Annotated in this window: 29 protein-coding genes; 11 read left to right on the forward strand and 18 right to left on the reverse strand. The window is 58.5% G+C overall.

The features are described 5' to 3' along the window. The first annotated feature begins 230 nt into the window (after positions 1–230). The 8 genes from gcl to AC1Q8Q_RS16250 all read left to right on the forward strand — a co-directional run bounded on the left by gcl (position 231) and on the right by AC1Q8Q_RS16250 (position 9,863). Positions 231–2,006, forward strand: coding sequence for a glyoxylate carboligase (gene gcl / locus AC1Q8Q_RS16215; RefSeq protein WP_020797010.1), 1,776 nt, complete (start codon positions 231–233; stop codon positions 2,004–2,006). A 133-nt stretch (positions 2,007–2,139) separates the two neighbouring features. Further along, positions 2,140–2,922 carry a hydroxypyruvate isomerase gene (hyi, locus tag AC1Q8Q_RS16220; protein ID WP_020797009.1) on the forward strand — a complete coding sequence of 261 codons (783 nt, stop codon included), beginning with the start codon at positions 2,140–2,142 and terminating at the stop codon, positions 2,920–2,922. Positions 2,923–3,053: 131 nt separating this feature from the next. After that, positions 3,054–3,947: a 2-hydroxy-3-oxopropionate reductase gene (locus AC1Q8Q_RS16225; RefSeq protein WP_020797007.1), complete on the forward strand. Its 894-nt coding sequence runs from the start codon at positions 3,054–3,056 to the stop codon at positions 3,945–3,947. Positions 3,948–4,095: 148 nt separating this feature from the next. After that, a complete protein-coding gene (locus AC1Q8Q_RS16230; protein ID WP_168757464.1) occupies positions 4,096–5,376 on the forward strand; it encodes a glycerate kinase type-2 family protein in 1,281 nt (426 codons plus the stop codon). Next, positions 5,366–6,781 (forward strand): pyruvate kinase, encoded by a 1,416-nt coding sequence (gene pyk, locus AC1Q8Q_RS16235; RefSeq protein ID WP_168757463.1) that lies wholly within the window; start codon positions 5,366–5,368, stop codon positions 6,779–6,781. Before AC1Q8Q_RS16230 ends, pyk begins: the two co-directional genes overlap by 11 nt. Positions 6,782–6,918: 137 nt before the next feature. Continuing rightward, on the forward strand, positions 6,919–7,833 hold the full coding sequence (locus AC1Q8Q_RS16240) for an urea transporter (protein WP_168757462.1): 915 nt from the start codon (positions 6,919–6,921) through the stop codon (positions 7,831–7,833). 21 nt (positions 7,834–7,854) lie between these two features. Next, a complete protein-coding gene (locus AC1Q8Q_RS16245; protein ID WP_020797002.1) occupies positions 7,855–8,679 on the forward strand; it encodes an ion transporter in 825 nt (274 codons plus the stop codon). A 188-nt stretch (positions 8,680–8,867) separates the two neighbouring features. Next, a complete protein-coding gene (locus AC1Q8Q_RS16250) occupies positions 8,868–9,863 on the forward strand; it encodes a sulfate ABC transporter substrate-binding protein (protein WP_168757461.1) in 996 nt (331 codons plus the stop codon). 119 nt (positions 9,864–9,982) lie between these two features. On the opposite strand, the gene AC1Q8Q_RS16255 is transcribed toward AC1Q8Q_RS16250, so the two are convergent. Further along, entirely contained in the window at positions 9,983–10,426 is a 444-nt protein-coding gene (locus AC1Q8Q_RS16255; protein ID WP_020797000.1) for a hypothetical protein, read from the reverse strand. A 224-nt stretch (positions 10,427–10,650) separates the two neighbouring features. On the opposite strand from AC1Q8Q_RS16255, the gene AC1Q8Q_RS16260 reads away from it, so the two are divergent. Beyond that, entirely contained in the window at positions 10,651–11,856 is a 1,206-nt protein-coding gene (locus tag AC1Q8Q_RS16260; RefSeq protein ID WP_033044076.1) for an MFS transporter, read from the forward strand. A gap of 58 nt (positions 11,857–11,914) precedes the next feature. Here AC1Q8Q_RS16260 and AC1Q8Q_RS16265 read toward each other — a convergent pair whose 3' ends face one another. From AC1Q8Q_RS16265 to ccmA, 13 genes are all read right to left on the reverse strand, one after another. Further along, a complete protein-coding gene (locus AC1Q8Q_RS16265; protein WP_020796998.1) occupies positions 11,915–12,319 on the reverse strand; it encodes a type II toxin-antitoxin system HicB family antitoxin in 405 nt (134 codons plus the stop codon). Next, positions 12,319–12,531 (reverse strand): type II toxin-antitoxin system HicA family toxin, encoded by a 213-nt coding sequence (locus tag AC1Q8Q_RS16270; RefSeq protein ID WP_033044075.1) that lies wholly within the window; start codon positions 12,529–12,531, stop codon positions 12,319–12,321. The genes AC1Q8Q_RS16265 and AC1Q8Q_RS16270 overlap by 1 nt, the downstream gene beginning before the upstream one ends. Before the next feature lie 144 nt (positions 12,532–12,675). Continuing rightward, entirely contained in the window at positions 12,676–13,242 is a 567-nt protein-coding gene (gene phnN / locus AC1Q8Q_RS16275; RefSeq protein WP_168757460.1) for a phosphonate metabolism protein/1,5-bisphosphokinase (PRPP-forming) PhnN, read from the reverse strand. Between the two features lie 27 nt (positions 13,243–13,269). Continuing rightward, positions 13,270–13,677: a hypothetical protein gene (locus AC1Q8Q_RS16280; protein ID WP_168757459.1), complete on the reverse strand. Its 408-nt coding sequence runs from the start codon at positions 13,675–13,677 to the stop codon at positions 13,270–13,272. 12 nt (positions 13,678–13,689) lie between these two features. Further along, positions 13,690–14,892 carry a c-type cytochrome biogenesis protein CcmI gene (ccmI, locus tag AC1Q8Q_RS16285; RefSeq protein WP_083348448.1) on the reverse strand — a complete coding sequence of 401 codons (1,203 nt, stop codon included), beginning with the start codon at positions 14,890–14,892 and terminating at the stop codon, positions 13,690–13,692. Then, positions 14,889–15,359 carry a cytochrome c-type biogenesis protein gene (locus tag AC1Q8Q_RS16290; protein WP_020796993.1) on the reverse strand — a complete coding sequence of 157 codons (471 nt, stop codon included), beginning with the start codon at positions 15,357–15,359 and terminating at the stop codon, positions 14,889–14,891. The genes ccmI and AC1Q8Q_RS16290 overlap by 4 nt, the downstream gene beginning before the upstream one ends. Then, positions 15,356–15,892: a DsbE family thiol:disulfide interchange protein gene (locus tag AC1Q8Q_RS16295; protein WP_020796992.1), complete on the reverse strand. Its 537-nt coding sequence runs from the start codon at positions 15,890–15,892 to the stop codon at positions 15,356–15,358. Before AC1Q8Q_RS16295 ends, AC1Q8Q_RS16290 begins: the two co-directional genes overlap by 4 nt. Further along, the gene (locus tag AC1Q8Q_RS16300; RefSeq protein ID WP_020796991.1) at positions 15,889–17,877 is read right to left on the reverse strand and encodes a heme lyase CcmF/NrfE family subunit; all 1,989 of its coding nucleotides are present in this window, start codon (positions 17,875–17,877) and stop codon (positions 15,889–15,891) included. The genes AC1Q8Q_RS16295 and AC1Q8Q_RS16300 overlap by 4 nt, the downstream gene beginning before the upstream one ends. A gap of 3 nt (positions 17,878–17,880) precedes the next feature. Continuing rightward, complete coding sequence (gene ccmE / locus AC1Q8Q_RS16305; RefSeq protein ID WP_020796990.1) at positions 17,881–18,336, reverse strand: cytochrome c maturation protein CcmE; 456 nt, start codon at positions 18,334–18,336, stop codon at positions 17,881–17,883. Next, positions 18,333–18,509, reverse strand: a complete 177-nt coding sequence (ccmD, locus tag AC1Q8Q_RS16310) for a heme exporter protein CcmD (protein ID WP_008055370.1) — start codon at positions 18,507–18,509, stop codon at positions 18,333–18,335. The genes ccmE and ccmD overlap by 4 nt, the downstream gene beginning before the upstream one ends. After that, positions 18,506–19,261 carry a heme ABC transporter permease gene (locus tag AC1Q8Q_RS16315; protein ID WP_020796989.1) on the reverse strand — a complete coding sequence of 252 codons (756 nt, stop codon included), beginning with the start codon at positions 19,259–19,261 and terminating at the stop codon, positions 18,506–18,508. Before AC1Q8Q_RS16315 ends, ccmD begins: the two co-directional genes overlap by 4 nt. A gap of 80 nt (positions 19,262–19,341) precedes the next feature. Continuing rightward, entirely contained in the window at positions 19,342–20,010 is a 669-nt protein-coding gene (gene ccmB, locus AC1Q8Q_RS16320; protein WP_007980754.1) for a heme exporter protein CcmB, read from the reverse strand. Then, positions 20,007–20,642, reverse strand: a complete 636-nt coding sequence (ccmA, locus tag AC1Q8Q_RS16325; protein WP_110746188.1) for a cytochrome c biogenesis heme-transporting ATPase CcmA — start codon at positions 20,640–20,642, stop codon at positions 20,007–20,009. The genes ccmB and ccmA overlap by 4 nt, the downstream gene beginning before the upstream one ends. 198 nt (positions 20,643–20,840) lie before the next feature. Between ccmA and fliK the strand changes: the two genes are divergently transcribed. Together fliK and AC1Q8Q_RS16335 are read left to right on the forward strand one after the other, a co-directional pair. After that, positions 20,841–22,409, forward strand: a complete 1,569-nt coding sequence (fliK, locus tag AC1Q8Q_RS16330) for a flagellar hook-length control protein FliK (protein WP_168757458.1) — start codon at positions 20,841–20,843, stop codon at positions 22,407–22,409. After that, a complete protein-coding gene (locus tag AC1Q8Q_RS16335; protein WP_168757457.1) occupies positions 22,406–22,744 on the forward strand; it encodes an EscU/YscU/HrcU family type III secretion system export apparatus switch protein in 339 nt (112 codons plus the stop codon). The genes fliK and AC1Q8Q_RS16335 overlap by 4 nt, the downstream gene beginning before the upstream one ends. A 64-nt stretch (positions 22,745–22,808) precedes the next feature. On the opposite strand, the gene solA is transcribed toward AC1Q8Q_RS16335, so the two are convergent. The 4 genes from solA to AC1Q8Q_RS16355 are packed head-to-tail and all read right to left on the reverse strand — an operon-like array spanning position 22,809 to position 26,543. After that, positions 22,809–23,969: an N-methyl-L-tryptophan oxidase gene (solA, locus tag AC1Q8Q_RS16340; RefSeq protein WP_492615257.1), complete on the reverse strand. Its 1,161-nt coding sequence runs from the start codon at positions 23,967–23,969 to the stop codon at positions 22,809–22,811. After that, entirely contained in the window at positions 23,959–24,876 is a 918-nt protein-coding gene (locus AC1Q8Q_RS16345) for an EamA family transporter (RefSeq protein WP_168757455.1), read from the reverse strand. The genes solA and AC1Q8Q_RS16345 overlap by 11 nt, the downstream gene beginning before the upstream one ends. 4 nt (positions 24,877–24,880) lie before the next feature. Beyond that, positions 24,881–25,732: a methyltransferase gene (locus AC1Q8Q_RS16350; protein ID WP_168757454.1), complete on the reverse strand. Its 852-nt coding sequence runs from the start codon at positions 25,730–25,732 to the stop codon at positions 24,881–24,883. Then, a complete protein-coding gene (locus AC1Q8Q_RS16355) occupies positions 25,710–26,543 on the reverse strand; it encodes a pyrroline-5-carboxylate reductase family protein (RefSeq protein ID WP_168757453.1) in 834 nt (277 codons plus the stop codon). The genes AC1Q8Q_RS16350 and AC1Q8Q_RS16355 overlap by 23 nt, the downstream gene beginning before the upstream one ends. Positions 26,544–26,849: the final 306 nt, after the last annotated feature.

Raw genomic sequence — 26,849 nt, forward strand, 5'->3', positions numbered from 1 at the left:
CTGCTTCGTTGTGCCGCAGGCAGATGCAACAAATAGAACACAATGAATTATTTTTTTGTATACAATAATTCTCGAAAAGCGCCGCATGCGACGAAAAGCCACAGTAGAACGGGCTTCCGACGAATGAAACGAGCGCTTGAGAAAATGGATTGACCTGCGCCGTCCGCCGTGAATACACTCTGCGCAAAGCCACTTGTATACAATTACAAAACGTAAAGAGGCACAAAACCATGAGCAAAATGAGAGCAATCGAAGCCGCCGTTCTGGTGATGCGCCGTGAAGGGGTTGATACCGCTTTTGGCATCCCCGGTGCCGCCATCAACCCGCTGTACTCCGCCCTGCAAAAGGTCGGCGGCATCGATCACGTACTCGCTCGCCACGTTGAAGGCGCCTCGCACATGGCCGAGGGCTACACCCGCACCAAGGCCGGCAACATCGGCGTGTGCATCGGCACTTCGGGACCGGCCGGTACCGACATGGTCACCGGGCTCTACAGCGCCTCGGCCGACTCGATTCCAATCCTCTGCATTACCGGCCAGGCACCCCGCGCCCGTATGCACAAGGAAGATTTCCAGGCTGTCGATATCACCAGCATCGTCAAGCCAGTGACCAAGTGGGCAACCACTGTTCTGGAGCCGGGCCAGGTGCCTTATGCGTTCCAGAAAGCTTTCTATGAAATGCGCTCAGGTCGTCCAGGCCCAGTGCTGATCGACCTGCCGTTCGATGTACAGATGGCCGAAATCGAATTCGACATCGATGCCTACCAGCCACTGCCACTGGCCAAGCCGAGCGCTACCCGCGTTCAGGTGGAAAAAGCCCTGGCGCTGCTGGACCAGGCCGAGCGCCCATTGCTGGTGGCCGGTGGTGGCATCATCAATGCCGACGCCAGCGACCTGCTGGTGGAGTTTGCCGAACTGACCGGCATCCCGGTCATCCCGACCCTGATGGGCTGGGGCACCATCCCGGACGATCACCCGTTGATGGTGGGCATGGTCGGCCTGCAGACTTCGCACCGCTACGGCAACGCGACCCTGCTGAAATCGGACGTGGTACTGGGCATCGGTAACCGTTGGGCCAACCGCCACACCGGTTCGGTCGACGTCTACACCGAAGGCCGCAAGTTCATTCACGTCGACATCGAAGGCACGCAGATCGGCCGCGTTTTCACCCCGGACCTGGGCATCGTCTCCGACGCCGCCTCCGCGCTGACCGTGTTCATCGAAGTCGCTCGCGAGTGGCAAGCTGCCGGCAAGCTGAAAAACCGCAGCGCCTGGCTGCAAGACTGCCAGCAGCGTAAAGCCAGCCTGCAGCGCAAGACCCACTTCGACAACGTTCCGGTCAAGCCGCAACGCGTTTATGAAGAGATGAACCAGGTTTTCGGCAAGGACACCTGCTACGTCAGCACCATCGGTCTGTCGCAGATTGCCGGCGCGCAGTTCCTGCACGTCTACAAGCCGCGCCACTGGATCAACTGCGGTCAGGCAGGCCCACTGGGCTGGACCATTCCTGCTGCGCTGGGCGTGGTCAAGGCTGACCCGAACCGCAAAGTCGTGGCCCTGTCGGGGGACTATGACTTCCAGTTCATGATCGAAGAACTGGCGGTGGGTGCGCAGTTCAAGCTGCCGTACATTCATGTGGTGGTGAACAACTCGTACCTGGGCCTGATCCGTCAGGCGCAGCGCGGGTTCGAGATGGACTACTGCGTGCAGCTGTCCTTCGACAACCTGAACGCTCCGGAACTCAACGGTTATGGCGTCGATCACGTCGCGGTAGCCGAAGGCTTGGGCTGCAAGGCGCTGCGTGTGTTCGAACCGGCTGACATCGCCCCTGCCCTGCGCAAGGCCGAACAGATGATCGAAGAGTTCAAGGTTCCGGTGATCGTCGAGATCATCCTGGAGCGCGTGACCAATATTTCCATGGGCACCGAGATCAACGCCGTCAACGAATTCGAAGACCTGGCGCTGGTTGGCAACGACGCCCCAACGGCGATTTCGTTGCTCGATTGATCGTTCCCCTTGTGGGAGCGAGCCTGCTCGCGAAGGCGGCTTCAAATCCAGCAACAATGTTGGCTGGCACACTGCTTTCGCGAGCAGGCTCGCTCCCACAGGGGCCGCCCTCACATATTTACGGGAGACCACCATGCCGCGTTTCGCAGCCAACCTGTCCATGCTGTTCACCGAACAGGACTTTCTTGCCCGTTTCGAAGCGGCCGCCAAGGCCGGTTTCAGTGGTGTCGAGTACCTGTTCCCGTACGACTTCAGCTCTGCCGAAATCAAGGCCAAGCTCGATGCCAACGGTCTGACTCAAGTGCTGTTCAACCTGCCGGCCGGCGACTGGGCCAAGGGCGAGCGTGGTATCGCCTGCCTGCCGGATCGAGTTGAAGAGTTCCGCGCCGGTGTCGACCTGGCGATCGCCTACGCACAAGTGCTGGGCAACACCCAAATCAACTGCCTGGCCGGCATCCGCCCACAAGGCGTTGACGATGCCACCGTGGAAAAAACCTTCGTCGCCAACCTCAAGTACGCGGCCGAGAAGCTGCAGGCAGCCGGTATCAAGCTGGTGATGGAAGCGATCAACACCCGCGACATCCCGGGCTTCTACTTGAACAACACGGCGCAAGCCCTGTCGATTCGCGAACAGGTCGGCAGCGCCAACCTGTTCCTGCAATACGACATCTATCACATGCAAATCATGGAGGGCGACCTGGCCCGCACCCTGCAATCGCACCTGGGCGAAATCAACCATGTGCAGTTGGCGGACAACCCGGGGCGCAACGAACCGGGAACTGGTGAAATCAACTACCGCTTCCTGTTCGAACACCTGGACCGCATTGGGTATCAGGGTTGGGTCGGTTGCGAATACAAGCCGCTGACGACCACCGAAGCGGGTTTGGGCTGGCTCAAGACCCATAACGCGATTTAATTGAACATGACATTCCTGTAGGAGCTGCCGAAGGCTGCGATCTTTTGACTTTGTTTTTCAAGATCAAGATCAAAAGATCGCAGCCTTCGGCAGCTCCTACAGGGTGACACACAAAAAGAGAGGATTTTCTCATGGCTAAAATCGGATTCATCGGCACCGGCATCATGGGCCACCCAATGGCGGCGAACCTGCAAAAAGCCGGTCACAGCCTGTTCCTGTCGGCGCACCACGACGCCGCTCCTGCTGACCTGGTTGCCGCCGGCGCCGTCGCCCTGGCGAACCCGAAAGAAGTCGCCCAGGAAGCCGAATTCATCATCGTGATGGTCCCGGATACCCCACAGGTCGATGACGTGCTGTTCCGTGCCGACGGCGTTGCCGCCGGTCTTGGCAAAGGCAAGGTGGTGATCGACATGAGCTCGATCTCGCCGACCGCCACCAAGGCATTTGCGGCCAGGATCAACGAAAAAGGCGCCCAGTACCTCGACGCGCCAGTGTCCGGCGGTGAAGTCGGTGCCAAGGCGGCGACCCTGAGCATCATGGTCGGCGGCGATGCCGATGCCTTCGAACGCGCGCTGCCGCTGTTCCAGGCCATGGGCAAGAACATCACCCTGGTGGGTGGCAACGGTGACGGTCAAACCGCCAAGGTGGCGAACCAGATCATCGTCGCCCTGAACATCCAGGCCGTGGCCGAAGCCCTGCTGTTCGCTGCCAAGAACGGTGCCGATCCAGCCAAGGTGCGTGAAGCACTGATGGGCGGTTTCGCCTCGTCGAAGATCCTCGAAGTACACGGCGAGCGCATGATCAAGGGCACCTTCGATCCAGGCTTCCGCATCAGCCTGCACCAGAAGGACCTGAACCTGGCGCTGCAAGGGGCCAAGGAGCTGAACATCAACCTGCCGAACACCGCCAACGCCCAGCAAGTGTTCAGCACCTGCGCGGCCATCGGTGGCAGCAACTGGGACCACTCGGCACTGATCAAGGGCCTGGAACACATGGCAAATTTCTCGATTCGCGACAAGAACTAAGCCCTGCATAAACCTGTGGGAGCGAGCCTGCTCGCGAAGAATTCACCGCGGTGTCCCTGACAAACCGTGTCGTTTGATTCGCGAGCAGGCTCGCTCCCACAGAGATCCGAGTTGCCCTTTCGAATAACAAGAATTCCGGGAGCCCGCCATGTCGGTCGATCCGCAACAATTGCTGCGTGAGCTGTTCGCCACAGCCATCGACGCGGCCCATCCGCAGCAAGTCCTTGAAGCCCATTTGCCTGCCGACCGCAGCGGTCGGGTGATCGTCATTGGTGCCGGCAAAGCCGCGGCCGCCATGGCCCAGGTGGTCGAGCGCTGCTGGCAGGGCGAAGTGTCCGGCGTGGTGGTGACGCGTTACGGCCACGGCGCCCCCTGCGAAAAAATCGAAGTGGTCGAAGCCGCGCATCCGGTTCCGGACGCCGCCGGCCTGGCCGTTGCCAAACGCGTTCTGGAACTGGTCAGCGACCTCGACGAAACAGACCGCGTGATCTTCCTGCTGTCCGGCGGTGGCTCGGCGCTGCTCGCCCTGCCGGCCGAAGGCATCACCCTGGCCGACAAGCAATCGATCAACAAAGCCCTGCTCAAATCCGGCGCGACCATTGGCGAGATGAATTGCGTACGCAAACACCTCTCGGCGATCAAGGGTGGCCGCCTCGGCAAGGCTTGCTGGCCAGCCACTGTCTATACCTATGCGATTTCCGATGTGCCGGGCGACCTCGCCACGGTCATCGCCTCAGGTCCCACAGTGGCCGACCCGAGCACCTCGGCGGAAGCGCTGGCAATCCTCAAGCGCTACGCCATCGACGTGCCCGCCTCCGTGCGTAACTGGCTGCAAAGCCCGGAATCAGAGACTGTGAAACCTGGCGATCCGAGCCTGGCCCGCAGTCACTTCCAGCTGATCGCGCGCCCGCAGCAATCACTGGAAGCCGCGGCGGTGAAGTGCCGTCAGTCCGGTTACAGTCCGTTGATCCTGGGCGACCTCGAAGGTGAGTCCCGTGAAGTGGCAAAAGTGCATGCCGGTATCGCTCGGCAAATCGTCCAGCACGGCCAGCCACTGGCGGCGCCCTGCGTGATTCTTTCTGGCGGCGAAACCACGGTTACCGTTCGCGGTAACGGCCGTGGTGGGCGCAACGCCGAGTTCCTGCTCAGCCTGACCGACAGCCTCAAGGGCTTGCCCGGCGTCTACGCCCTGGCCGGGGACACCGATGGCATCGACGGCTCCGAAGACAACGCCGGGGCAATCATGACCCCGGACAGTTACGCCAGCGCCGCGGCCCTCGGTTTGAGCGCCAGCGACGAGTTGGACAACAACAATGGCTACGGCTATTTCGAGGCGCTGGACGCACTGATCGTCACCGAGCCGACCCGCACCAACGTCAACGACTTCCGCGCCATCCTGATTCTTGAGAGCCCTAAACATGACGCCTGACAAAAAGGTCAAGATCCTCGCCACCCTGGGCCCCGCTACCGACGGGATCGACGACATTCGTGAACTGGTGCAGGCCGGGGTCAATATCTTTCGCCTGAACTTCAGCCACGGCGATCACGCCGACCACGCCAAGCGCTACCAGTGGATCCGCGAAGTCGAGCGCCAGCTGAATTATCCGCTGGGCATTCTGATGGACCTGCAAGGGCCGAAATTGCGGGTCGGCAAATTTGCCGCAGGCAAAGTCCAGCTGCATCGCGGTCAAGCCCTGCGCCTGGATCTCGATGCCACGCCGGGTGATGAACGCCGGGTCAACCTGCCGCACCCGGAAATCATCGCTGCGCTGGAGCCCGGCATGGACCTGTTGCTGGACGACGGCAAGCTGCGCCTGCGAGTGGTCACCAAGTATGCCGACGCCATCGACACGACCGTGCTCAATGGTGGCGAACTGTCGGACCGCAAAGGCGTGAACGTGCCGCAAGCGCTGCTCGAACTGAGCCCGCTGACCGCCAAGGACCGTCGCGATTTGAGCTTCGGCCTTGAACTGGGGGTGGACTGGGTGGCCCTGTCGTTCGTGCAGCGTCCTGAGGACATTCGCGAAGCCCGTGCCCTGATCGGCGACAAGGCGTTCCTGATGGCCAAGATCGAGAAGCCGTCAGCGGTGGCGCAATTGCGCGAAATTGCCGAATTGAGCGACGCGATCATGGTCGCTCGCGGTGACCTGGGCGTGGAGGTGCCGGCCGAAAGCGTGCCGCAGATCCAGAAAAACATCATCAGCACCTGTCGCCAGTTGGGCAAGCCGGTGGTGGTGGCGACGCAGATGCTCGAATCGATGCGCTTCTCCCCGGCGCCCACCCGCGCCGAAGTCACCGATGTCGCCAATGCGGTGGCCGAAGGTGCCGACGCGGTGATGCTGTCGGCGGAAACCGCCTCCGGCGAATACCCGCTGGAAGCTGTACAGATGATGAGCAAGATCATCCGCCAGGTGGAAAACGGCCCGGACTACCAGACCCAGCTGGACGTCAGCCGGCCAAAAGCCGAAGCGACTGTTTCCGATGCGATCAGCTGCGCGATTCGCCGTATCAGCAACGTGTTGCCGGTGGCGGTCTTGGTCAACTACAGCGAATCAGGCACCTCGAGTTTGCGTGCGGCCCGGGAACGGCCGACAGTGCCGATCCTCAACCTGACGCCGAACCGGCAAACCGCTCGACGCCTGACCGTGGCATGGGGGGTGCATTCGGTGGTCAACGATCGCCTGCGTCAGGTGGACGAGGTGTGCTCTACGGCGCTGGAAATTGCCCAGGCCCAAGGCATGGCGCAGCGGGGCGATACGTTATTGATCACTGCAGGTGTGCCGTTTGGGCTGCCGGGGTCGACTAACTCTTTGCGTATCGAAACATTGATTTAACCCCTACATGATCGTTCCCACGCTCTGCGTGGGAATGCAGCCCGGGACGCTCCGCGTCCCAAGAGCAGACGCAGAGCGTCCATTGAGGCATTCCCACGCAGAGCGTGGGAACGATCTGTACTGAAACGACCCTTGCCATGCCTGCCAATCACTTCAACACCCACTGCCCCGACTGGGCCGAAGCCTTGCTCAACGGCTTCAGCCAGATATTCCTCCAACGCCATCCGCTGTTTGGTCTGGCGTGCCTGCTCGCCATTCTGTTTACCGCGCCCGCCTTGCTCGGCGGTGCGTTGCTTGGCGGCGTCGCCGGGCTGCTCACCGCGCAACGTCGAGGCTACGCCAAGGCCGATCGCCAGGCCGGACTCTTCAGTTACAACGGCGTCTTGCTTGGCTTGCTGCTGAGTCTGTATTTCCCCTGGTCGGCGATGTTGCCGCCGCTGATCCTCGCCGCAGGTGGCCTGAGCGCCATGCTCACACAGCAGTGGCTCAAACGCGCCCGCTTCAGCCAGTACCTGCCTGCCTATACCGCGTCCTTCGTGGGTTTGAGCTGGTTGCTGCTGTGCTTCGCCACGCCCTCGACCGAGGCGCATCTGATCGAAGTCAACACGCTGAACATGCTCGCCGCCCCCCTCAAGGGCCTCGGCCAGGTGATGTTCCTCGGTCATCCGCTGGCCGGTGCGATGATTGCCGCCGGTTTGCTGGTGGCTGATCGTCGCGCCTTCTGCTGGGCGTTGTTGGCGTCTGTTGCCGGCATGGGTTGGAGCCTGTTGAACCACGACTTCTACACCGCACTGCTGGGCCTGGGTGGCTACAACGCCGTGCTCGCCGCCCTCGCCTTCAGCGCCCAGCGCCAGCAGCCGTGGCTGCCACTGGTGGGCATTGCCTGCGCGCTGCTGTTGACGCCGATGTTTGCCGCTGTTGGCCTGCCCACGCTGACCGCGCCGTTCATCCTCGCCTGCTGGCTGATTCGTACGGTGGCTCAATTACTCGGCAAGGCGACAGGGGCCACTGCGCCTTGCGCTTCTGGGGAGAATCAACCTAGGCTGCGCTGATTCCCGATTCAGGCGTTTCCCATGGACAGCAGCAAAAACTGGCGTGAAGACCTTTACGTCATGATTTTCCAGAGCGACACCAAGGCGGGTCGGCGCTTCGACGGCATTTTGCTGTTGATCATCCTCGCCAGCCTGGTGATCGTGATGCTCGACAGCATCGATACAGTCCACCGCAACTACGCCGACGTGCTGGCGTACATCGAGTGGGGCTTCACCGTCATCTTCGCCATCGAATATGGCCTGCGCCTGTACTGCTCGCCCAAACCCCTGCGCTACGCCTTCAGCTTCTATGGACTGGTGGACTTGCTGGCGATCGTGCCCGGCATACTGGCGTTGTACTACGCCGATGCGCAGTACCTGTTGATTATCCGGATCATCCGGATGCTGCGGATTTTCCGCGTGCTCAAGCTCAGCCCCTACCTGAAACAAGCCAACTACCTGATGTCCGCGTTGCGCGGCAGCAAGCAGAAAATCGTGGTGTTCCTGGTCAGTGTCTGCACCCTGGTGACGGTGTTCGGCACATTGATGTATGTGATCGAAGGCCCGGAGCACGGTTTTACCAGCATTCCCAAAGGCATCTACTGGGCCATCGTGACGCTGACCACGGTGGGCTTCGGCGACATCGTGCCGAAGACGCCATTGGGCCAGGTGATTTCCTCGCTGGTCATGATCACCGGTTATTCGATCATTGCCGTGCCCACCGGTATTTTCACTGCCGAGCTGGCCAACGCCATGCGTGGCGAACAGTTGCAACATGACTGCCCGGTGTGCAAGAAAAACCACCACGAACACGGCGCCGCGTTCTGCTCTCGCTGCGGCAATGCATTGTTCAAGAAACTGGAATAAGCAAAGAGCTTTTTAATCTTTAAACGACTATGCGGGGCCGGCTATAGTCGCTGGCAAATTAGTATCGCGTTCAATACACATAACCCGTAGGAGCTGCCGCAGGCTGCGATCTTTTGATCTTGCTTTTGAAGATCAAAATCAAAAGATCGCAGCCTGCGGCAGCTCCTACATAGAACAAGGAATTCGCAGTGAAAAAACTCTTTGGCGCCTCACTTCTGGCCGCTGGCCTGGCACTGACCAGCGTGGCCCAGGCCGCACCGACCCTGCTCAACGTTTCCTACGACGTGATGCGCGATTTCTACAAGGACTACAACACTGCGTTCCAGAAACACTGGCAAGCCGAGCACAACGAAAACATCACCTTGCAGATGTCCTTCGGTGGCTCCAGCAAACAGGCGCGCTCGGTCATCGATGGCCTGCCTGCTGACGTGATCACCATGAACATGGCCACCGACATCAACGCCCTGGCCGATCACGGCAAACTGATCCCGGACAACTGGGTCACCCGCCTGCCGAACAACAGCGCCCCGTTCACCTCGGCCACTGTGTTCATCGTCCGCAAAGGCAACCCCAAAGCCCTGAAAGATTGGCCGGACCTGCTCAAGGACGGTGTGCAAGTCATCGTGCCAAACCCGAAGACTTCTGGTAACGGCCGCTACACCTACCTCTCCGCCTGGGGCTACGTGCTGAAAAATGGCGGCGACGAAAACAAGGCGAAGGACTTCGTCGGCAAGCTGTTCAAGCAGGCTCCAGTGCTGGATACCGGTGGCCGCGCCGCAACGACGACCTTCATGACCAACCAGATCGGCGACGTACTGGTGACCTTCGAAAACGAAGCGGAAATGATCGCCCGCGAGTTTGGTCGCGATCAGTTCGAGGTCATCTACCCAAGCGTATCCGCCGAAGCCGAGCCACCGGTGTCGGTGGTCGACAAGACCGTCGACAAGAAAGGCACCCGCGCTGCCGCCGAGGAATACCTGAAGTACCTCTGGTCGCCACAAGGTCAGGAAATCGCCGCCGCCAACTACCTGCGTCCACGTGACCCGGCCGTTCTGGCCAAGTACACCGACCGCTTCCCGAAAGTCGACTTCCTGTCGGTGGAAAAAACTTTCGGCGACTGGCGCACCGTGCAGAAGACCCACTTCAATGATGGCGGGATTTTCGATCAGATTTACGCCCAGTAACCACTGAGCAGACGCGATCCCCTGTAGGAGCTGCCGAAGGCTGCGATCTTTTGATCTTGTTTTTCAAAAGGCAAAATCAAAAGATCGCAGCCTTCGGCAGCTCCTACAGGGGTATGCCGCTAGCTCAGGTTGCCGCAGAAAATCGCCTGGTGACCATCGGCCGGGCTTTCACGCACCACCAACGCATAGCCCCCCGCTCGAAGTGTCTCGACCGGTACGGGTGCGCTTTTCCAGAAATATTGCATGGACGCTTGCGAATAGAACCGCGCATTCGGGCCGTCATTCATGTCATAGGCGGGTTTGGCACCCAGACTTCCACAGCTTCCCGGGTAGATGTAGGCCTGCAAACGACCTGGTAACGCGCTACCCATGGATTCTCCACTGACAGCAAACCAGAACACTGTTGCTTGCCCGTCGGGCATCATGATTGGCCGGGCGATGTTGCCAGCATTGATGGCAGTAGCGTTCATGGGAACGTTGGTGACCTGAGCATCCGGCACTGTCGAGCACCCGAAGATCGACCCAACCGCTACCACCAACGCCAGCGAAGATACGATTTTCATCGTGATACTCCCGCTTTGTAAGGACACGTTGAAGTGATCCCCCTGTAGATTCTAGCTGTCACGGCAAAACGGGCAGTTCTTCGGATGGCCGGTGGTCCCTGCAACACGCCCGCATTCGTCATTCATTGCGCAGAAGAATGATTACTATCATTCCAATTCCACTTCCGCCGTTTCAGCCAGCCGTTTAGCCTGCGCGCATTCACTTATTTCCAGCGAGACACGTTATGACTCCGTCGCCCCAGCTGCCCCATGGCACCGCGACAATGACCCGAGGCATGGTGCTGCTGTTCGCCTTCTGCTGTGGCGCGATCGTCGCCAACATCTACTATGCGCAACCGATCATCGGCCTGATCGCACCGGACATCGGCCTGACCAGCACCATGGCCAGCCTGATCGTTTCGCTGACGCAGATCGGTTATGCACTGGGCCTGTTCTTCCTCGTGCCTTTGGGTGATCTGCTGGAAAACCGGCGGCTGATGATCATCACCACCGTGGTCGCCATTGCCAGTCTGCTGGGCGCGGCGTTCACCGATCAGCCGAACGTGTTCTTGCTGATTTCGCTACTGGTGGGCTTCAGCTCGGTGTCGGTGCAGATCCTGATTCCGCTGGCCGCACACCTGGCGCCGGAAGAATCTCGCGGCCGCGTGGTCGGCGGGATCATGGGCGGTTTGTTGTTGGGAATATTGCTGGCGCGACCGGTGTCCAGCGTGGTGGCGGATCATTTTGGCTGGCGGGCAATGTTTGTGATTGCCGCGCTATTGATGGCAGCGATCAGCATCGTATTGGCGCTGACCATCCCCAAGCGCCAGCCTGACCACAGCGCGTCCTATGGCCAATTGCTGGGTTCGCTCTGGACGCTGCTGCGTCAACAACCGGTATTGCGCCAGCGGGCGTTTTATCAAGGCTGCATGTTCGCCACGTTCAGCCTGTTCTGGACCGCCGTGCCGCTGGAACTGGCGCGCAATCATGGCCTGTCGCAAAGCCAGATCGCGATTTTCGCCTTGGTCGGCGCAATCGGCGCCATTGCCGCGCCTATCGCCGGACGCCTGGCCGACGCCGGCCATACCCGCATCGCTTCATTGCTGGCCCTGCTGTGCGCCAGCCTGAGCTTCCTGCCCGCTTTCATCCACCCCGTCTATAGCGTGATCGGCTTGGCCGTGACCGGCGTGGTGCTGGATTTCTGCGTACAAATGAACATGGTCCTCGGTCAACGCGCGGTCTACGCCCTGGACGCCAAAAGCCGCAGCCGTCTGAATGCGTTGTACATGACCAGCATCTTCATCGGCGGTGCGTTCGGCTCATCCGTGGCCAGCGCGGTATATGAGCACGGCGGCTGGCTGTGGATCGTGGTGGTTGGCAGTGCGTTTCCACTGTTGGCGTTGTTGCGCTTCCTGAGTGTTTCGCAGAAGGCTTCATTGGCGACGGCGTAAAGATTCAAGCGCTTGGTGGGCGAGTAGGATCGCCCGCCAAGGCAAGGTTACCAATCCATCAATTGCGCACCAGCTTCTCCATCGCCGCATCCGCCAGGAACGACGACCGGCTTTTTACATTGTGCTCGCGCACATAACGATCAATGCGCTGGATCACATAGCCGGGCAACGTCACGTTGACCTTCTCGGTCTTGCCCAGGTACGGCGAGATGTCCAGCTCCAGCATGCCCCAGCCCATGTCGGCGAACTCGGGATTACTGCGATGCACCGAAGCCGACGTCGGCATCGGAATCGACTCACCATCCGCAGCCAACTCCTGCAGCATGATGTGGGCAACTTCGACCGCTGCGTTGTAGGCCTCTTCAAAGCTATCCCCGGCGGTTACCGCACCTGGGATATCGGGGATCTGGATACCGATGGCGGTGTTCTCATCGCCCCATTCGATACAGATTGGATATTGCATTATGGATCTCCTGCGTAACTGGCTGGCGGGCAGTACAGCCCGGCTCGCCTCCTGATGCTCTTGACCGCCCCGACCGGCAAATCCTTCTTCGGATGGGGGATGGGAATGGTGTACGGGTTGTATCGGTGGGTGAAAATGTGATGACTGCCTGTGACCCGGTCCAGGGTCCATCCCGCCTCCATCAATTCCTTGATCAATAGCCTGCTCTGCACCACCAGCCTCCTTGCTTTGGCCTCAACAAAAATAACCCTAGAGTTATCTTTACTCAAGCACAAAAACTGAAAGCACGACGTTCGGTTGTATTGCGGGGTATGAAGAAAGAAGGTTTTAAATCGACAAAATGGCCGGCACAGCGATCAGGCGCATGCAGCCGGCTCGACGAGGCAGGCCAAGAGTTGTTCAACGGTTTGTTCCAGTGGCCCGGAGTTGTCGAGCACATGCACTGTCGGATCCTCGGCCAGCAGGCGCTCACCGAAACGGGCATTGCGCGCCAGGCGCTGGTCGATCTCGGCCAAGGACTCACGACCACGCGCCAGCAAGCGCTGGCGCAGCACTGCCTGGTCCACGGTCAGCAATATCGCCAACACATTCGGATAACGCTCGCGAGTATCCTGCAAATGCCCGCGCGAGCCGTTCACCAGCACGTCCTGGCCAGCGGCGAGCCAATCGTCGATTTCCCGCGGGATGCCGTAGGACAGGCCATTGGCGTGCCAGCTCAGGGCAAACGCGCCCTGGGCCTGCATCTGGACGAATTGCTGCGGGCTCACGCCCAGTGCTGCCTCGCCCACGGCTTCGGCGGAACGCGTGATGACTCGGCGCACGATAAGGCAGCCTCGCTCGGCCAACCGCGCTCGCGCGGCATCGAGCAGGCTGTCCTTGCCCGAACCCGAAGGCCCGATGAGGTAAATCAACCTGCCTGCCATCCAACCCCCCGAGGGTCGCAATTTGCGTTACTGCCCGAACTGGCGTCCCAACCCACCCGGTACGCCATGGATATCGGTCTCTTCCCAGGGTCCTTTCGGGCTGATTGAACGGCTCCAGCCGTTATCCCAACGGTAGTAGGTGCGCTGGCGATAGAACGTGTTCGGTTGATCGTCGAGCACATACACGCCCAGTTTCGGGTCCCAATGACTGTTGCCACCCGGTGGCGGCGCGAAGCTGGCCGAGGTGCGCGGCAGCGGCTTGGCCGGTTTGGCGGGAGTCGTCGGCTTACTCGGCACCGTCGACGGCGCCGGTTTGGTACTGGGCTGCGACGGCGGGATCGGTGGCGGGCTCGGCTGCTCAGGTGGCCGCTGGACCGCACAAGCGCTCAGCCCCAAAACAACGCTGAGCAGGGTGATACGAGCAATGGCGGTCATGGTGGCTTCCTGTTATTTGTCCGGGCTATCGATGGTCAGTTGTTGCGGCGCGGTGGTGCTGCTGGCCAGGGGCTGGCTGCGACCGATCCACTCGCCTGCCGTCGGTTGACCGGCGCGGGAGATGCGCGCAACCAGTTGGACTTCAGGGAAGTTCGACAGTTTCAACTGCGGCATCATTGCATCGCCATCGCCCAACTCGACGGTGGCTGGCAGATCAGCCACGGTCAGGCGCTTGGCCGCCAACGGCGCGGGTGGGCCAGAGGTGGCGCGGGCGAAGATGAACACGCTGTCACCCGGCTGGACCTTGGCCTTCAGGTCGGCCGCCAGGTCAACCCGGACCTTGAGCAGCGCTGCCGGCTTGGCCGCTGGCGCCTGGGCCACCTTGCCACCGCTGGCCACCAGTTTCTCGCTGGCGCGGGTAATACCGCCCTGCAGCGCAATACGGGACTGGTCGTCCGGCGGCAGTTGCTCCAGCAGGCGATTCCAGTAGTCGATCGCTTCCTGAAAACGCTGGCCTTCGAAGGCGGCGATGCCCAGCAGGCCCAGGCTGGTAACTTCTTTTGGATCGGCCTTGAGCGCTTCGTCAGTCAGGGCCTGGACCTTGTCCGACCACTTCTTGCCATCGGCGAAATACTGCGCCTGGGCCCATTGCCCCAACAGTTCAGGCTGGCGCCCGGCCAGGTTGACGGTGCGCTCGAAGATCTTCGCCGCATCCGCCGGACGATCCTGGGTCATGTAGGTGCGACCGAGGAAGTACAGCGCTTCGGCGGAATCGGGCTGCGCCGCGACCGCGCGCTCCAGGCGCCGGGTCATTTCTTCCATCGACTGTGGCGCCTGGGCGAACTCCCGGGTCAACTCGACTTTGTCGCTGGCACCGAAATGCAGGTACAGCCCCAGGCCCAGCACCGGGACCAGGATGGCTGCCAGCAACGGTGCCGCCTTGCCCAGGCGCGTCACCCGAGGCGCGGCAACGCCTTCGGTGTCCGCGAGCAATTCACGGGCGGCTTCAGCCCGGCCGGCGTCCATTTGCGCGGCATCGAGAACGCCTTCCTGCTGCTGAACCTGCAGCTCAGCCACGCGTTCTTGATACAGCGCCACGTTCAGGGCAGTACGATCCTCTTCGAGCTGGGCGCGACGACTACGCAGGACGGGGATCAGCAGAAAACTCAGGGCCACCAGGAGCAGCAGACCTGCAGCGAGCCAGAAATCAATCATTCTTGGTTTTTATCCAACAGTTGGTCGAGGCGCTCGCGCTCCTCGGCAGAAAGCGAGCCTGGCGTTTCGGCGCGTTGCACGCGACGACGACGCACGATCACCGCGATGATCACCACACCGCCCAACAGCAGGCCAGCGGGGCCGAACCAGAGCAGTGCGGTCTTGGCGTTCAGGGCCGGTTTGTAGCGAACGAAATCACCGTAGCGATCGACCATGAAGTCGATGATCTGCTGGTTGTCCTTACCCTCGCCAAGCATGCGGAAGATCTCTTTGCGCAGGTCGGCGGCAATCGGGGCATTGGAGTCAGCGATGTCCTGGTTCTGGCACTTCGGGCAACGCAGCTCCTTGGTCAACTCGCGAAAACGCTCGCGATCACCTTCCTTGGCGAACTCGTAAGTGTCGATGGCAGCGTGGGCCACGCCGGCCAGGCTCAAGCCCAGGACAACGGCGGCAATCCAGCGCTTCATGGCTTCGCCTCGTCGACCAGCGCCTGGTACTTGGCCGCCAGTTTCTCGCGCCAGACCTGCTCGTCGATCACCCCTACGAATTTGTCGCGGATGATGCCCTTGGCGTCGATGAAGAAGGTTTCCGGGGCGCCGTACACACCGAGGTTCAAGCCCAGGGTGCCGGCGTCGTCGCGAATATCCAGCTGATACGGATTATGGAAATCCGCCAGCCATTTCAAGGCGTCGGCATTGATGTCCTTGTAGTTGATGCCGTGGATCACCACGCCCTTCTCGGCCAGTTTGTTCAACACCGGGTGCTCGATCCGGCAGGAAATGCACCAGGTGCCCCAGACGTTGACCAATGCCGGTTTGCCGAGTATGTCGGCGCGGGTCAGGGTCTTGTCGCCCTGCACCGCTGGCAGGGAAAACTCCGGGAAGGGTTTGCCGATCATCGCCGAGGGCAACTCGGCCGGGTCCAGGTACAGACCGCGATACAGGAAAACAGCCACCACGAGGAAAATCGCCAGTGGCAACAACATCAACCAACGCTTCATGCAGTCGCTCCCGTCATGCCCAGTGCTTCCCGCACACGGCTTTTCACCTTGACCCGATAACGCCGGTCCAGCGCTGCCAGCAACCCGCCCAGACCTGTGAGCAAACCACCGAACCAGATCCAGCGCACGAACGGCTTGACGTGCACACGTACTGCCCAGGCGCCATCCCCCAGGGGCTCGCCGAGTGCGACGTAGAGGTCACGGGTGAAACCGGCGTCGATCCCGGCTTCGGTCATCACCGAATTCTGTACGGTGTAGAGACGTTTTTCCGGGTGCAGGACACTGACTTCCTTGCCGTCCTTGATCACCCGCACGGTACCCTTGTCGGAGGTGAAGTTCGGGCCTTCGAAGTGCTTGGCACCTTCGAAGATGAACTGATAACCGCCCAGGGCCATGGACTCGCCAGGCGCCAGGCGCAGGTCGCGCTCGGCACTGTTCTGGCTCGACAACACCACGCCGAGGGCGCAGACGGCGATGCCCAGGTGTGCAACCTGCATGCCCCAGTAGCTGCGGGTCAGGGTCGGCAGGCCTTTGATCAGGCCTTTGTGGCGAGTCTTGTCGAAAATGTCACGCACACCGGCCAACAACACCCAGGCCGCGAGCATGAAGGTCGCCAGCACCGCCCAGTTGAAATCGCCATAAGCCACGCCCGCCACCACCGCCAGCGCGGCGCTGCCGAGTAGTACCGGGGTGAGCATGCCCAGCAGCCATTTCACCGGGGTGTCTTTCCAGCGCACGATCACGCCGACCGCCATCACCAGCATCAACAAGGCCATCAATGGAATGAACAGCGCATTGAAGTACGGCGGGCCGACCGACAGCTTGGCACCGGTCATGGCATCGAGAATCAACGGATACAAGGTGCCCAGCAGGATCATCGAAGCGGCCACCACCAACACCAGGTTGTTGCCCAGCAACAGGGTTTCCCGGGACCAGAGGTTGAAGCCGACCTGGCTCTTGACCACCGGTGCGCGCAAGGCGAACAGCGTCAGCGAACCACCGACCACGAACAGCAGGAAGATCAGGATGAACACGCCGCGCTCGGGGTCCGAGGCAAAGGCGTGCACCGAGGTCAGTACGCCGGAACGCACGAGGAAAGTGCCCAGCAGGCTCAACGAAAAGGCGGCGATGGCCAGCAACACGGTCCAGCTCTTGAACACACCACGTTTTTCCGTGACGGCCAGCGAGTGAATCAGCGCGGTGCCCACCAGCCAGGGCATGAACGAGGCGTTTTCCACCGGGTCCCAGAACCACCAGCCGCCCCAGCCGAGTTCATAGTAGGCCCACCAGGAACCGAGGGTGATGCCGATACCGAGAAATGCCCAGGCGACGATGGTCCATGGCCGCGACCAACGCGCCCAAGCGGCGTCCAGGCGACCGCCCATCAGCGCGGCGATAGCGAAGGCGAAGGCCACCGAGAAGCCGACGTAGCCCATGTACAGCATCGGCGGGTGCACGATCAGGCCGATATCTTGCAGCAACGGGTTGAGGTCGGCACCGTCGCCAGGCACTTGCGGCAGGATGCGCTTGAACGGGTTCGAGGTGAGGATCAGGAACAGCAGGAAACCGGTGCTGATCATGCCCATCACTGCCAGCACCCGTGCCAGCATGACTTGCGGCAACTGTCGGGAGAACACCGACACGGCGAACGTCCAGCCGCCGAGGATCAACGCCCACAACAGCAACGAACCTTCGTGCGCGCCCCATACGGCGCTGAACTTGTAGTACCAGGGCAAGGCACTGTTGGAATTGTTGGCGACATAAGCGACGGAAAAATCGTCGGCCATGAACGCATAGGTCAAGCAGCCAAAAGCGAACAGCAGGAAGGCGAATTGCCCCCATGCCGCCGGCTGGGCCAGGCTCATCCAGAATCGGTCACCGCGCCAGGCGCCGACCAATGGCACGACGGCCTGAACCAGCGCAAAGCACAGGGCCAGGATCATCGCCAGATGACCCAGTTCGGGAATGAAGATGCCGGAAGTCATGGATCAACCCTCCTTAGCGGGTGTTGGGGCGGATTGACCACTGTCTTTCAAGGCCTTGGTCACTTCCGGCGGCATGTACTTTTCATCGTGCTTGGCCAGCACTTCATCGGCCACCACCACGCCTTCGGCATTGAGCTTGCCCAGGGCGACGATGCCCTGCCCTTCGCGGAACAGGTCCGGAAGGATGCCGCGATAGCTGATGGTCACGGATTTGTTGAAGTCGGTGACGACGAACTTCACGTCCAGCGAATCTCCGGAGCGCTGCAGGGAACCGGCCTCGACCATGCCGCCCGCGCGGATGCGCGTGTCCTGCGGGGCTTCGCCGTTGGCGATCTGGGTCGGTGTGTAAAACAGGTTGATGTTCTGCTGCAGGGCGCTGAGGGCCAGGCCCACGGCGGCGCCGACCCCAACCAGGATCGCCAGAATGATGATAAGACGCTTTTTACGCAGCGGATTCACTTGCCGTTCTCCCGGCGCAGACGGCGCGCCTCTTGTTGCAGATACCGCTTGCGGGCCAGGATTGGCGCCGCCACGTTGAGGGCCAGCACTGCCAGGCAAATGCCATAGGCCGACCAGACATACAGGCCGTGATGGCCCATGGCGAGGAAGTCGCCGAATGAAGCAAAACTCATCGAGCAACCTCCAGGCTGTTTTCAACTTCGGCCTTGACCCAACTGGCCCGGGCTTCGCGCTTGAGCACCTCAAGGCGCATGCGCAGCAGCAATACCGCGCCGAAGAAACAATAGAAACCCAGCGCCGTCAGCAGCAACGGCAGCCACATCTCGGCGGGCATCGCCGGTTTTTCCGTGAGCGTGAAGGTTGCGCCCTGATGCAGGGTGTTCCACCACTCCACCGAGTACTTGATGATCGGGATGTTGATCACGCCGACGATGGCCAGCACCGCACAGGCCTTGGCCGCACTGTCACGATTGCTGATGGCGTTGCCCAGCGCAATAAGACCGAAGTACAGGAACAAAAGAATCAGCATGGACGTCAGTCGTGCATCCCAGACCCACCACGAGCCCCAGGTCGGCTTGCCCCAGATCGCCCCGGTGACCAGCGCCACGGCGGTCATCCAGGCACCGATGGGCGCCGCGCACTGCAGGGCGACGTCGGCCAGCTTCATCTTCCACACCAGCCCGACGACGCCACACACCGCCAGCATCACGTAGATGGACTGTGCCAGCATGGCGGCCGGAACGTGGATGTAGATGATGCGAAAGCTATTGCCCTGCTGGTAGTCCGGCGGCGCGAAGGCCAGGCCCCAGACCACGCCAACGCCGATCAGCAGCAACGCCGCAATGCTCAGCCATGGCAGCATTCTGCCGCTGATGCCGTAAAACCATTTGGGCGAGCCGAGCTTATGAAACCACGTCCAGTTCATTGCTGTTTCCATCACGGTTGCTGCTCGCTATCGCGAGACAGCCATAGGGTCTTTACTGGTCAAATTTTGACCAGACCTCATTATTCGCCGACGCTGATCTTCAGGCCAGCGGCTATTGCAAAGGGTGTCAGGGTTATCGCCAGGGCGGTCAGGCTCCCAAGCCACAACAGATAACCGGTCGCCGGCATGCCCTGCAAGGCTGCCTGCAAGGCGCCACTGCCAAGAATCAATACCGGGATGTACAACGGCAGGATCAGCAACGCCAGCAACAGCCCGCCACGCTTCAAACCTACCGTCAACGCCGCGCCCACCGCACCGAGCAGGCTCAGTACCGGTGTACCCAGCAATAAAGAAAGCAGCAACACCGGCAGACAGGCGGCAGGCAAACCGAGCATCAACGCCAGCAAAGGCGCGAGCAAAACCAGTGCCAGGCCGGAAAACGCCCAGTGTGCCAGTACCTTGGCCAAAACCAGAAGAGCCAGGGGGTGCGGCGAAAGGACCCACTGTTCCAGCGATCCGTCCTCGAAATCACTGCGGAAAAGCCCGTCCAGCGAGAGCAGGACCGATAAAAGGGCCGCCACCCAGACCAGTCCCGGAGACAAGGTTTGCAACAATTGAGACTCGGGACCGACCGCGAGGGGGAACAGCGAAACGACGATGGCGAAGAACACCAGCGGGTTGGCCAGTTCAGCCGGACGGCGGAACAACAGACGGGCTTCGCGGGCAACCAACAGGCCAAAAACACTCATACGGCCCAGTTCCCCAGATCAATGTCGCGGTACGCGGCCGGCACGCGGCTCAGCGTGTGGTGAGTGGTCAAGACCACCATGCCACCGCGCTCGCAGTGGCCTGCCAAGTGTTCTTCGAGCTGCGCCACGCCTTGCTTGTCGAGGGCGGTAAAGGGCTCATCGAGTATCCACAACGGTGGGCTGTCCAGATAAAGCCGCGCCAGCGCCACTCGGCGCTGTTGACCCGCGGACAGCGTATGGCAGGGAACATCCTCGAAACCGCGCAGCCCGACTGCGGCCAGGGCCTGCCAGATTGCATCATGGGAAGCCGGTTGATGCAGGGCACACAGCCAGCTCAAGTTCTCTTGCGCCGTCAGCAAATCCTTGATGCCGGCGGCATGGCCGATCCACAAGAGATTGCGTGCAAGTTCTGTGCGTTGCTCGCTCAGCGGCTGACCGTTAAGCAGTACTTGACCGGCGGTCGGGTGCATCAGGCCGGACAACAGGCGCAACAGGCTGGTCTTGCCACTGCCGTTGGGACCGCTGATTTGTACCATTTCGCCACTGGCCATTCTCAAATCGAGATTTTCGAAGAGCAGCCGAAGGTCTCGCTCACAAGCAAGGGCAACGGTTTGCAAGACTGGACTGGTCAAGGGTTCACGGGCCTTATACGGTTCAAGTCGGCGCTGGCGCGGCCGTTAAAGAGATGCAGAATAAAGGTATTGGCGGCCCGGACGAGAGAGCTGCGTCAATTAACTGGGAAATTTTCCGCATTCTGTATACAACGGGGCGGCATTATACATGCCATTTCCTACTCTCAAGCGTGCAATTTCCCAAGGTTGTGACCGCGTATGACAGGCGAAATGAACATCCTCCCCCTACCGCAGGCCACCGCGACGACCCCGCGTGCGCCAGCGGTCAGTGGCGAGTTGCTCAAGCTGCTGACGCCGATGGAGGGCCTGATCAGCGCAGGCCAGACCGCCAAAGCTGAAGTGCTGTCGCTCAAACAGGCGGATCAGGCCTTTCAATTGCTGCTCAAGCTCACTCTCGAGAGCGGCCGGCAGACCACGCTCCAGGCCATCAGCAATCAACCCCTGGCCCAAGGCAGCAGCATCGCGGTTACCCAGCCTTCGGCGGGCAACCTGGCGGTCACCGTGCAGCAAGCTATCGCCGCCAGCGTCGCCACCCTCACCCGTATCGACACTGCGAAAATGCCGGTGGGCACCCTGCTGCAGGGTAAGGTGCTGACCTCCCAGGTGTTGCCGACTGTACCGGGGCAAGCCACGGTGTTTCGCTCGATGGCCAGCCTGCTCAATACAGCGCTGAGCGGCAGCACCCTCAGCATCGACAGCTCGCAACCGTTGCGCATCGGCACGTTGCTCAGCGCACAGGTAGAGGATGGTCAGACCCTCAAGTTCGTGCCCTTGAGCAGCCGCCAGGAGCAACTGGCCGTGACCCAGCAATTGCTCAGCCAACAAAGCCGCCAGGGTTCGCTGGATAGTTTGCTCAAACAGCTGCAAAACCTGCCAGCCTCGACGCAGACTTCAAACGAGCTGCGCACGGCCGTGGACAGATTGCTCGCCGGGCTGCCGGACATCCAGCAATTGAGCAGCGCCAAAGGCCTGGCCCAGGCGCTGGCCAGCAGCGGAGCCTTCCTGGAGTCGAAATTGCTGGGCGGCCAGAACCTGGCGCCTGACATAAAAGGCGACCTGCTCAAACTGATCGGCCAGTTGTCATCCGGGCTGCCGGCCAGCACCCAGCTCAGTGCGATCATCGCCGCCAACACCCTGGCCCAGGCCATGCCGAGTTTCGTGCGCAATGCCCTGGGCATGCTCGGCCAGGTCAGCGCCAAGCCGTCGCCGACTGGTTTTCCGTTGCCTGAGCGGCTGTTGCAAAGCGCCGACGGCGAAGACGACCTGGAGCATCTGTTGCGCCTGGCCGCTGCGGCGGTCTCACGCCTGCAAAGCCACCAACTGTCGAGCCTTGAGCAGTCCGGCGTCACACCGGATGGGCGATTGATGAGTACCTGGCAGTTGGAGATTCCGATGCGCAACCTGCAGGACATCGTGCCGTTGCAGGTCAAGTTCCAGCGCGAGGAGGCCCCCGAAAGAGAACAACCCAAGGAACGCCAGGAGGAACGAGCGCCCAAGCAACAACTGTGGCGCATCGAACTGGCGTTCGACATGGAACCGCTCGGGCCGTTGCAGGTTCAGGCACAACTGATCCAGGGCAGCCTCAGCAGCCAGCTCTGGGCCGAACGCGCCTACACCGCCAGCCTGATTGAAAGCAACCTGGCGGCATTGCGCCAGCGAATGCTGGCCGCCGGGCTGAACGTCGGCGATCTCGACTGCCACCTCGGCAAACCACCCCAAGGTCCGCAAACCCGTCTCGAACAACGCTGGGTCGACGAAAACGCATGAAAAACCCCAACGCTCCCCGCCAGGCCATCGCTCTCAAGTACGACGGCACCCACGCCCCAACCCTCTCGGCCAAGGGCGACGAAGAACTGGCGGAAGAAATCCTGCGCATCGCTCGCGACTGCGAAGTGCCGATCTATGAGAATGCCGAACTGGTGAGCCTGCTGGCGCGGATGGAGTTGGGGGACAGTATTCCGCAGGAGCTTTATCTGACGGTTGCCGAGATCATTGCGTTTGCGTGGAATTTGAAGGGTAAGTTTCCGGTGGGGCAGGGTCCAGTTGCTGAAGTAGCGGAAAAGGATGTAACGGACTGCCGGAGCGTCCAATCAAATAAGTGATTGCCATAGGGTTATCCAATCATAAATACATTTATTATTTTATTGTAATTAATTAGCGAATAAATCAACCTTCGGTAGCAGCGAACCTGCTTATGCTAAATATTGACACCTCTTCTTCAAGCCGCCCATCCAATGCAGCTCTCGCAAGCACCTCTCCCAACCCAGTTGCAAACTTGAACCCATGCCCAGAGCATGCCGAAACATAAAACACACCAGGTAAATCAACTGACTCCCCCAGTATAAAAGAACCATCCGGAGTCATTGTATAAATACATTTTTTTGATGCGTACGGAATTGGATTCAAACTAGGAAATATCCGCATTACACAAGAAGAAATTTGGTCGATAACTCTGCCTTCCACAGGCTGGCCGTGCGACAAACAATCAAATGGTGTTTGCTGGTAATTATGAAATCCAATCTTGACCCCTGGCTCCTCACTACTGATTTCAGGTGTACCATAAAGTAAACGCCCATCTGACATCTGATACAAAAAAGCGGGAAAGTTTTTTAAAAAATCCAAACTTCTCCGCGACTTAGGTTTAAACCAGTAAACAGGCACACTTTGAGAGCGCACCAAACCTGAGAGATCATCAACAAGCATCTTACCTATCGCTGCCCCCGTCGACAAAATCACTCGCGCCGTATGAATAAGTTCGCCGCCACTCAATTGAACAGCTAAACCTTGCGAAGTTTTCAGTATACTTTCCACCGAAGTACCGAACCGAGCCTCAGCACCGTTCCTGACAGCCAAGTTGACCATGTGCAATTTTGAGTCATCTGCTGCAATAGTGTATGCCCCCTTTTCATATACAGCTTCCATGTCTTCCAGAACATGAAAAGCACGAAACGACTCAGCAATTTCAGTCGCAGACAAAAGCGTGTGTTTGATTCCCCCCTGCAGCGCGGTTGCGACACTTTTTGGAACAACTCCCGAGTCCACCGGCCCGACAAATAGCCCCCCAGTAGGAAAAACAAGACGTCTACTACATGACCTGTCTAACTCTTGCCATAGGTTATCTGACTGAGAAAGCAAGGGGAGATATGACGTACCCTCCCAGTAAGCACGCCTAAAAATTCGGGACCCCCCATGTGATGATCCAAATAAATTTATAGGCGCTGCTGAATCAACGCCTAGCACATCGACTTTCGAGCACGAAAGCCTCCAAAGCGATGCACTTCCTACAACACCTAACCCAATCACAACCACACTGTATCTACGCCCCATACTGCCCCCGTTTTCGCGAAAACCTGTTTTTTACAAACGGCTCAAGCACTACCAAAGCCAATCCACTAATGACGACCAATAGCACACATAAAACAGCCGTTGAAAATTCTTGCTTGTAAATTACTGCCGCAACAAAAAACTGCGTGACCGGCAATACAAACTGCAACAACCCCATAGAAGTCATAGTAAGACGCTTAGCTGAAAGCGAAAACAAAGCCAAAGGAACAATTGACACTACACCACAGCTAAACACCAGTATCGTACGCTCCAACCCAAAATCCTCAGGAATCGCCATACTTAAATCTGAGTAAAGTAAAATCAACGTGTAAAAAAAGGCAAGCACAGAAGACTCCAAGAACAAACCGTTAAAAACGTTCAGCGATGTCATTTTTTTCAGGCATGAGTACCCCCCCCAAGACATGCCGATAGTCAAGTAAACCTTCACGACGAGCTCATCATTCAAAACCAATAGCCAAAGCACACTAATTACCATAATCACCACAGCCACCACTTTACATATTGTGACCGGCTCTTTATACAGGACAACACCCGCTGCAATACTTATAATGGGTGCAACTAAGTAACCAAAGCTGCTTTCCAGGACACGACCATGGATAGAGGCCCAGATAAACACTCCCCAATTAACGGCTAATAACAGGGCCGCAAGAGCATGTACAAACAATAGCCTGATGTTAAGCTGAGCAAAAAATCTCCCCACCCCCTTACAAGCGCACAAAATTAGAAAAACCGTCAACAGAGACAAATATACCCTATAAGCAACCAATTCTACTGCGCTCAAAGACCCGATATATTTCCAAAAAACAGAAGAGAACCCCAACAGCACATTTGCAAGAACGCCACTGAGGGATCCGATAAAAAAATACCGCTGCTTGCTTGAGGGCAACATACGGCTATCTCTTCCACAAAGTTAGCTCAACTATTTCATAACACCAGATTATCTGACCATTCTCCTGCCTACTGCAGTACGCGTCGCCCTCCCTTGTCCAGCTCAATATCTCTTCGATCAGATGATCCTGTATCCTCGCCCACTTCTCAGAATACAGTAGCAAAGGAAGGTCATGTCGCTCTAGAAGCCTGCAGTTAATTACATATCTCTCTTCGTGCAAGTCTCGTAGCCTCCTCATAACCTGTCGAATCCCGACCAGTGAGTTAAGGCCTAGCAAGACCTTTCCACCATCAATTAAATGTTTCGGCAACGATTCAAAAAACCTCTCCAAGGTTCTATCCCCATAAAACATAGAATCAATAGCGAGTCCCTCCCCGTTAGATCTATCGAGCACCTCAAGGAACGAATCGGAAGGCGTTCTCCAGCCAGGAGGATTAAACAAAATCAAATCGTATTTCTCTGGAACCTCTGGAAGTCCTTGAAAAAGGTCGCCACAAGCAAACTCAATGGTATTGACGCCAAAGTTGTAAAACTCGTTTTTCTTTGCCGCTGCAACCGCCTCTCTGGATATATCAGACCCAGTAATGGATATAGCACCCATACTTTTTAGCAACAATGAATGCACACCACTCCCGGTTCCAAGATCCAAAAACCTGAACCCCTTACACTCTTCAGTAACATAGCGCGCTATCAGCGACCCAAAGGCTTCTCCCGCGAGACTCACTTTAAAAACTGCGGGATCATCAATAAGCTCAATACAGTGCCCCAATCCAAAATAGACGCTATATAAGTCACCCTTCACCCTGGATTCATTGAGACAATCAAAGTGGACTTTAGTCGACCTGTCTACGCTCATTACGATTCTCCGAAAGAAAATACGCTTCCAATTCTTTTGAACGCTCCGCAGCGGCAGCTAGAGCAGATAACATAACGCCATTGAAGTCATGCTGATCGAACAACTGGACTGCTCGTTCGGTTGTACCGCCTTTGGTTTGCACCTCCTCACACAATTGCATCGGCGTTTTTCTGGTTGATTTCAAAAGCAAGGAGGTTCCGTATAACAACTGCGTAGAAACTTCCCAAGCGACCTTGGAGTCAAACCCTTCGCTCTCTGCGTATAACAGTAACGCATTGGCAAAATACGCGACCAATGCGGGGCCACCTCCTGCGAGCGCTGTACCTGAATCAAGCTGCCACTCATTATCAACTTGCATGCAAATGCCAATCGTGCCGAAAATTTTTTCTGCGACAGTTATCAAATCACTGCCGGCACTTTCTTGGACATAGTAAAAAGTAACGCCTTCCTGCACCTCTGACGGAGTATTTGGAATCGAACGAACTATCCGCGTATGACCTAGGGTACGGCAAAGCGAATTAGTAGTGATGCCAGCCATGACGGAGATGACCGGTCCACGGTGAGAAAGCAATAACTGATTGTCGCGAACCACGCTCTGAAATTGCTGGGGTGGGACAGCTAAAATAACAACATCGTCATCATCAATACTTTCAATTCGCTTACTTACCTCAACGCCGCAGGAAGCCAGATAGGCTGCTCGATCAGCACAGACTTCAATCGGCTTTAAATGGCAATCAATAATGCTCCGTCTTAGCCCGAACAAAATTGCCCGCCCCATTTGACCAACACCTATAATATAAATATTGTTCACGAAACCGTCCTCTTGTACGTTAATTGCGCAACACTCAACCCCTTAAGACTTAATCAAACAATATCCACCTGCAGAACAAACTTAATGACTGACGCTCAAACCTGTCAATGCAAAAGCCACAACCAAACAAAATTCAACACATTCACATCGTTCAAAAACAGGCAAGCCTGTAGGAAACCTCGTACATTACTGTGTAGGACTCAAATTGACCGCAACAGTCTAAATAGATCTTCTTAAGAGTAGGACTTAACTTCCTTAATGAGGATGAAACATGAATCATTCCGTAACACTTACAAAAGCCAAATC

It is taken from the genome of Pseudomonas sp. GW823-FHT06B06 (genome assembly GCF_058795195.1).

What these genes read in the sequence shown, in the direction of transcription:
- gcl (WP_020797010.1), top strand. Translation starts at nt 231, where the DNA reads ATGAGCAAAATGAGAGCAATCGAAGCCGCCGTTCTGGTGATGCGCCGT.
- hyi (WP_020797009.1), top strand. Translation starts at nt 2,140, where the DNA reads ATGCCGCGTTTCGCAGCCAACCTGTCCATGCTGTTCACCGAACAGGAC.
- AC1Q8Q_RS16225 (WP_020797007.1), top strand. Translation starts at nt 3,054, where the DNA reads ATGGCTAAAATCGGATTCATCGGCACCGGCATCATGGGCCACCCAATG.
- AC1Q8Q_RS16230 (WP_168757464.1), top strand. Translation starts at nt 4,096, where the DNA reads ATGTCGGTCGATCCGCAACAATTGCTGCGTGAGCTGTTCGCCACAGCC.
- pyk (WP_168757463.1), top strand. Translation starts at nt 5,366, where the DNA reads ATGACGCCTGACAAAAAGGTCAAGATCCTCGCCACCCTGGGCCCCGCT.
- AC1Q8Q_RS16240 (WP_168757462.1), top strand. Translation starts at nt 6,919, where the DNA reads ATGCCTGCCAATCACTTCAACACCCACTGCCCCGACTGGGCCGAAGCC.
- AC1Q8Q_RS16245 (WP_020797002.1), top strand. Translation starts at nt 7,855, where the DNA reads ATGGACAGCAGCAAAAACTGGCGTGAAGACCTTTACGTCATGATTTTC.
- AC1Q8Q_RS16255 (WP_020797000.1), bottom strand. Translation starts at nt 10,426, where the DNA reads ATGAAAATCGTATCTTCGCTGGCGTTGGTGGTAGCGGTTGGGTCGATC.
- AC1Q8Q_RS16260 (WP_033044076.1), top strand. Translation starts at nt 10,651, where the DNA reads ATGACTCCGTCGCCCCAGCTGCCCCATGGCACCGCGACAATGACCCGA.
- AC1Q8Q_RS16265 (WP_020796998.1), bottom strand. Translation starts at nt 12,319, where the DNA reads ATGCAATATCCAATCTGTATCGAATGGGGCGATGAGAACACCGCCATC.
- phnN (WP_168757460.1), bottom strand. Translation starts at nt 13,242, where the DNA reads ATGGCAGGCAGGTTGATTTACCTCATCGGGCCTTCGGGTTCGGGCAAG.
- AC1Q8Q_RS16280 (WP_168757459.1), bottom strand. Translation starts at nt 13,677, where the DNA reads ATGACCGCCATTGCTCGTATCACCCTGCTCAGCGTTGTTTTGGGGCTG.
- ccmI (WP_083348448.1), bottom strand. Translation starts at nt 14,892, where the DNA reads ATGATTGATTTCTGGCTCGCTGCAGGTCTGCTGCTCCTGGTGGCCCTG.
- AC1Q8Q_RS16290 (WP_020796993.1), bottom strand. Translation starts at nt 15,359, where the DNA reads ATGAAGCGCTGGATTGCCGCCGTTGTCCTGGGCTTGAGCCTGGCCGGC.
- AC1Q8Q_RS16295 (WP_020796992.1), bottom strand. Translation starts at nt 15,892, where the DNA reads ATGAAGCGTTGGTTGATGTTGTTGCCACTGGCGATTTTCCTCGTGGTG.
- AC1Q8Q_RS16300 (WP_020796991.1), bottom strand. Translation starts at nt 17,877, where the DNA reads ATGACTTCCGGCATCTTCATTCCCGAACTGGGTCATCTGGCGATGATC.
- ccmD (WP_008055370.1), bottom strand. Translation starts at nt 18,509, where the DNA reads ATGAGTTTTGCTTCATTCGGCGACTTCCTCGCCATGGGCCATCACGGC.
- AC1Q8Q_RS16315 (WP_020796989.1), bottom strand. Translation starts at nt 19,261, where the DNA reads ATGAACTGGACGTGGTTTCATAAGCTCGGCTCGCCCAAATGGTTTTAC.
- ccmB (WP_007980754.1), bottom strand. Translation starts at nt 20,010, where the DNA reads ATGAGTGTTTTTGGCCTGTTGGTTGCCCGCGAAGCCCGTCTGTTGTTC.
- fliK (WP_168757458.1), top strand. Translation starts at nt 20,841, where the DNA reads ATGACAGGCGAAATGAACATCCTCCCCCTACCGCAGGCCACCGCGACG.
- AC1Q8Q_RS16335 (WP_168757457.1), top strand. Translation starts at nt 22,406, where the DNA reads ATGAAAAACCCCAACGCTCCCCGCCAGGCCATCGCTCTCAAGTACGAC.
- solA (WP_492615257.1), bottom strand. Translation starts at nt 23,969, where the DNA reads ATGGGGCGTAGATACAGTGTGGTTGTGATTGGGTTAGGTGTTGTAGGA.
- AC1Q8Q_RS16345 (WP_168757455.1), bottom strand. Translation starts at nt 24,876, where the DNA reads ATGTTGCCCTCAAGCAAGCAGCGGTATTTTTTTATCGGATCCCTCAGT.
- AC1Q8Q_RS16350 (WP_168757454.1), bottom strand. Translation starts at nt 25,732, where the DNA reads ATGAGCGTAGACAGGTCGACTAAAGTCCACTTTGATTGTCTCAATGAA.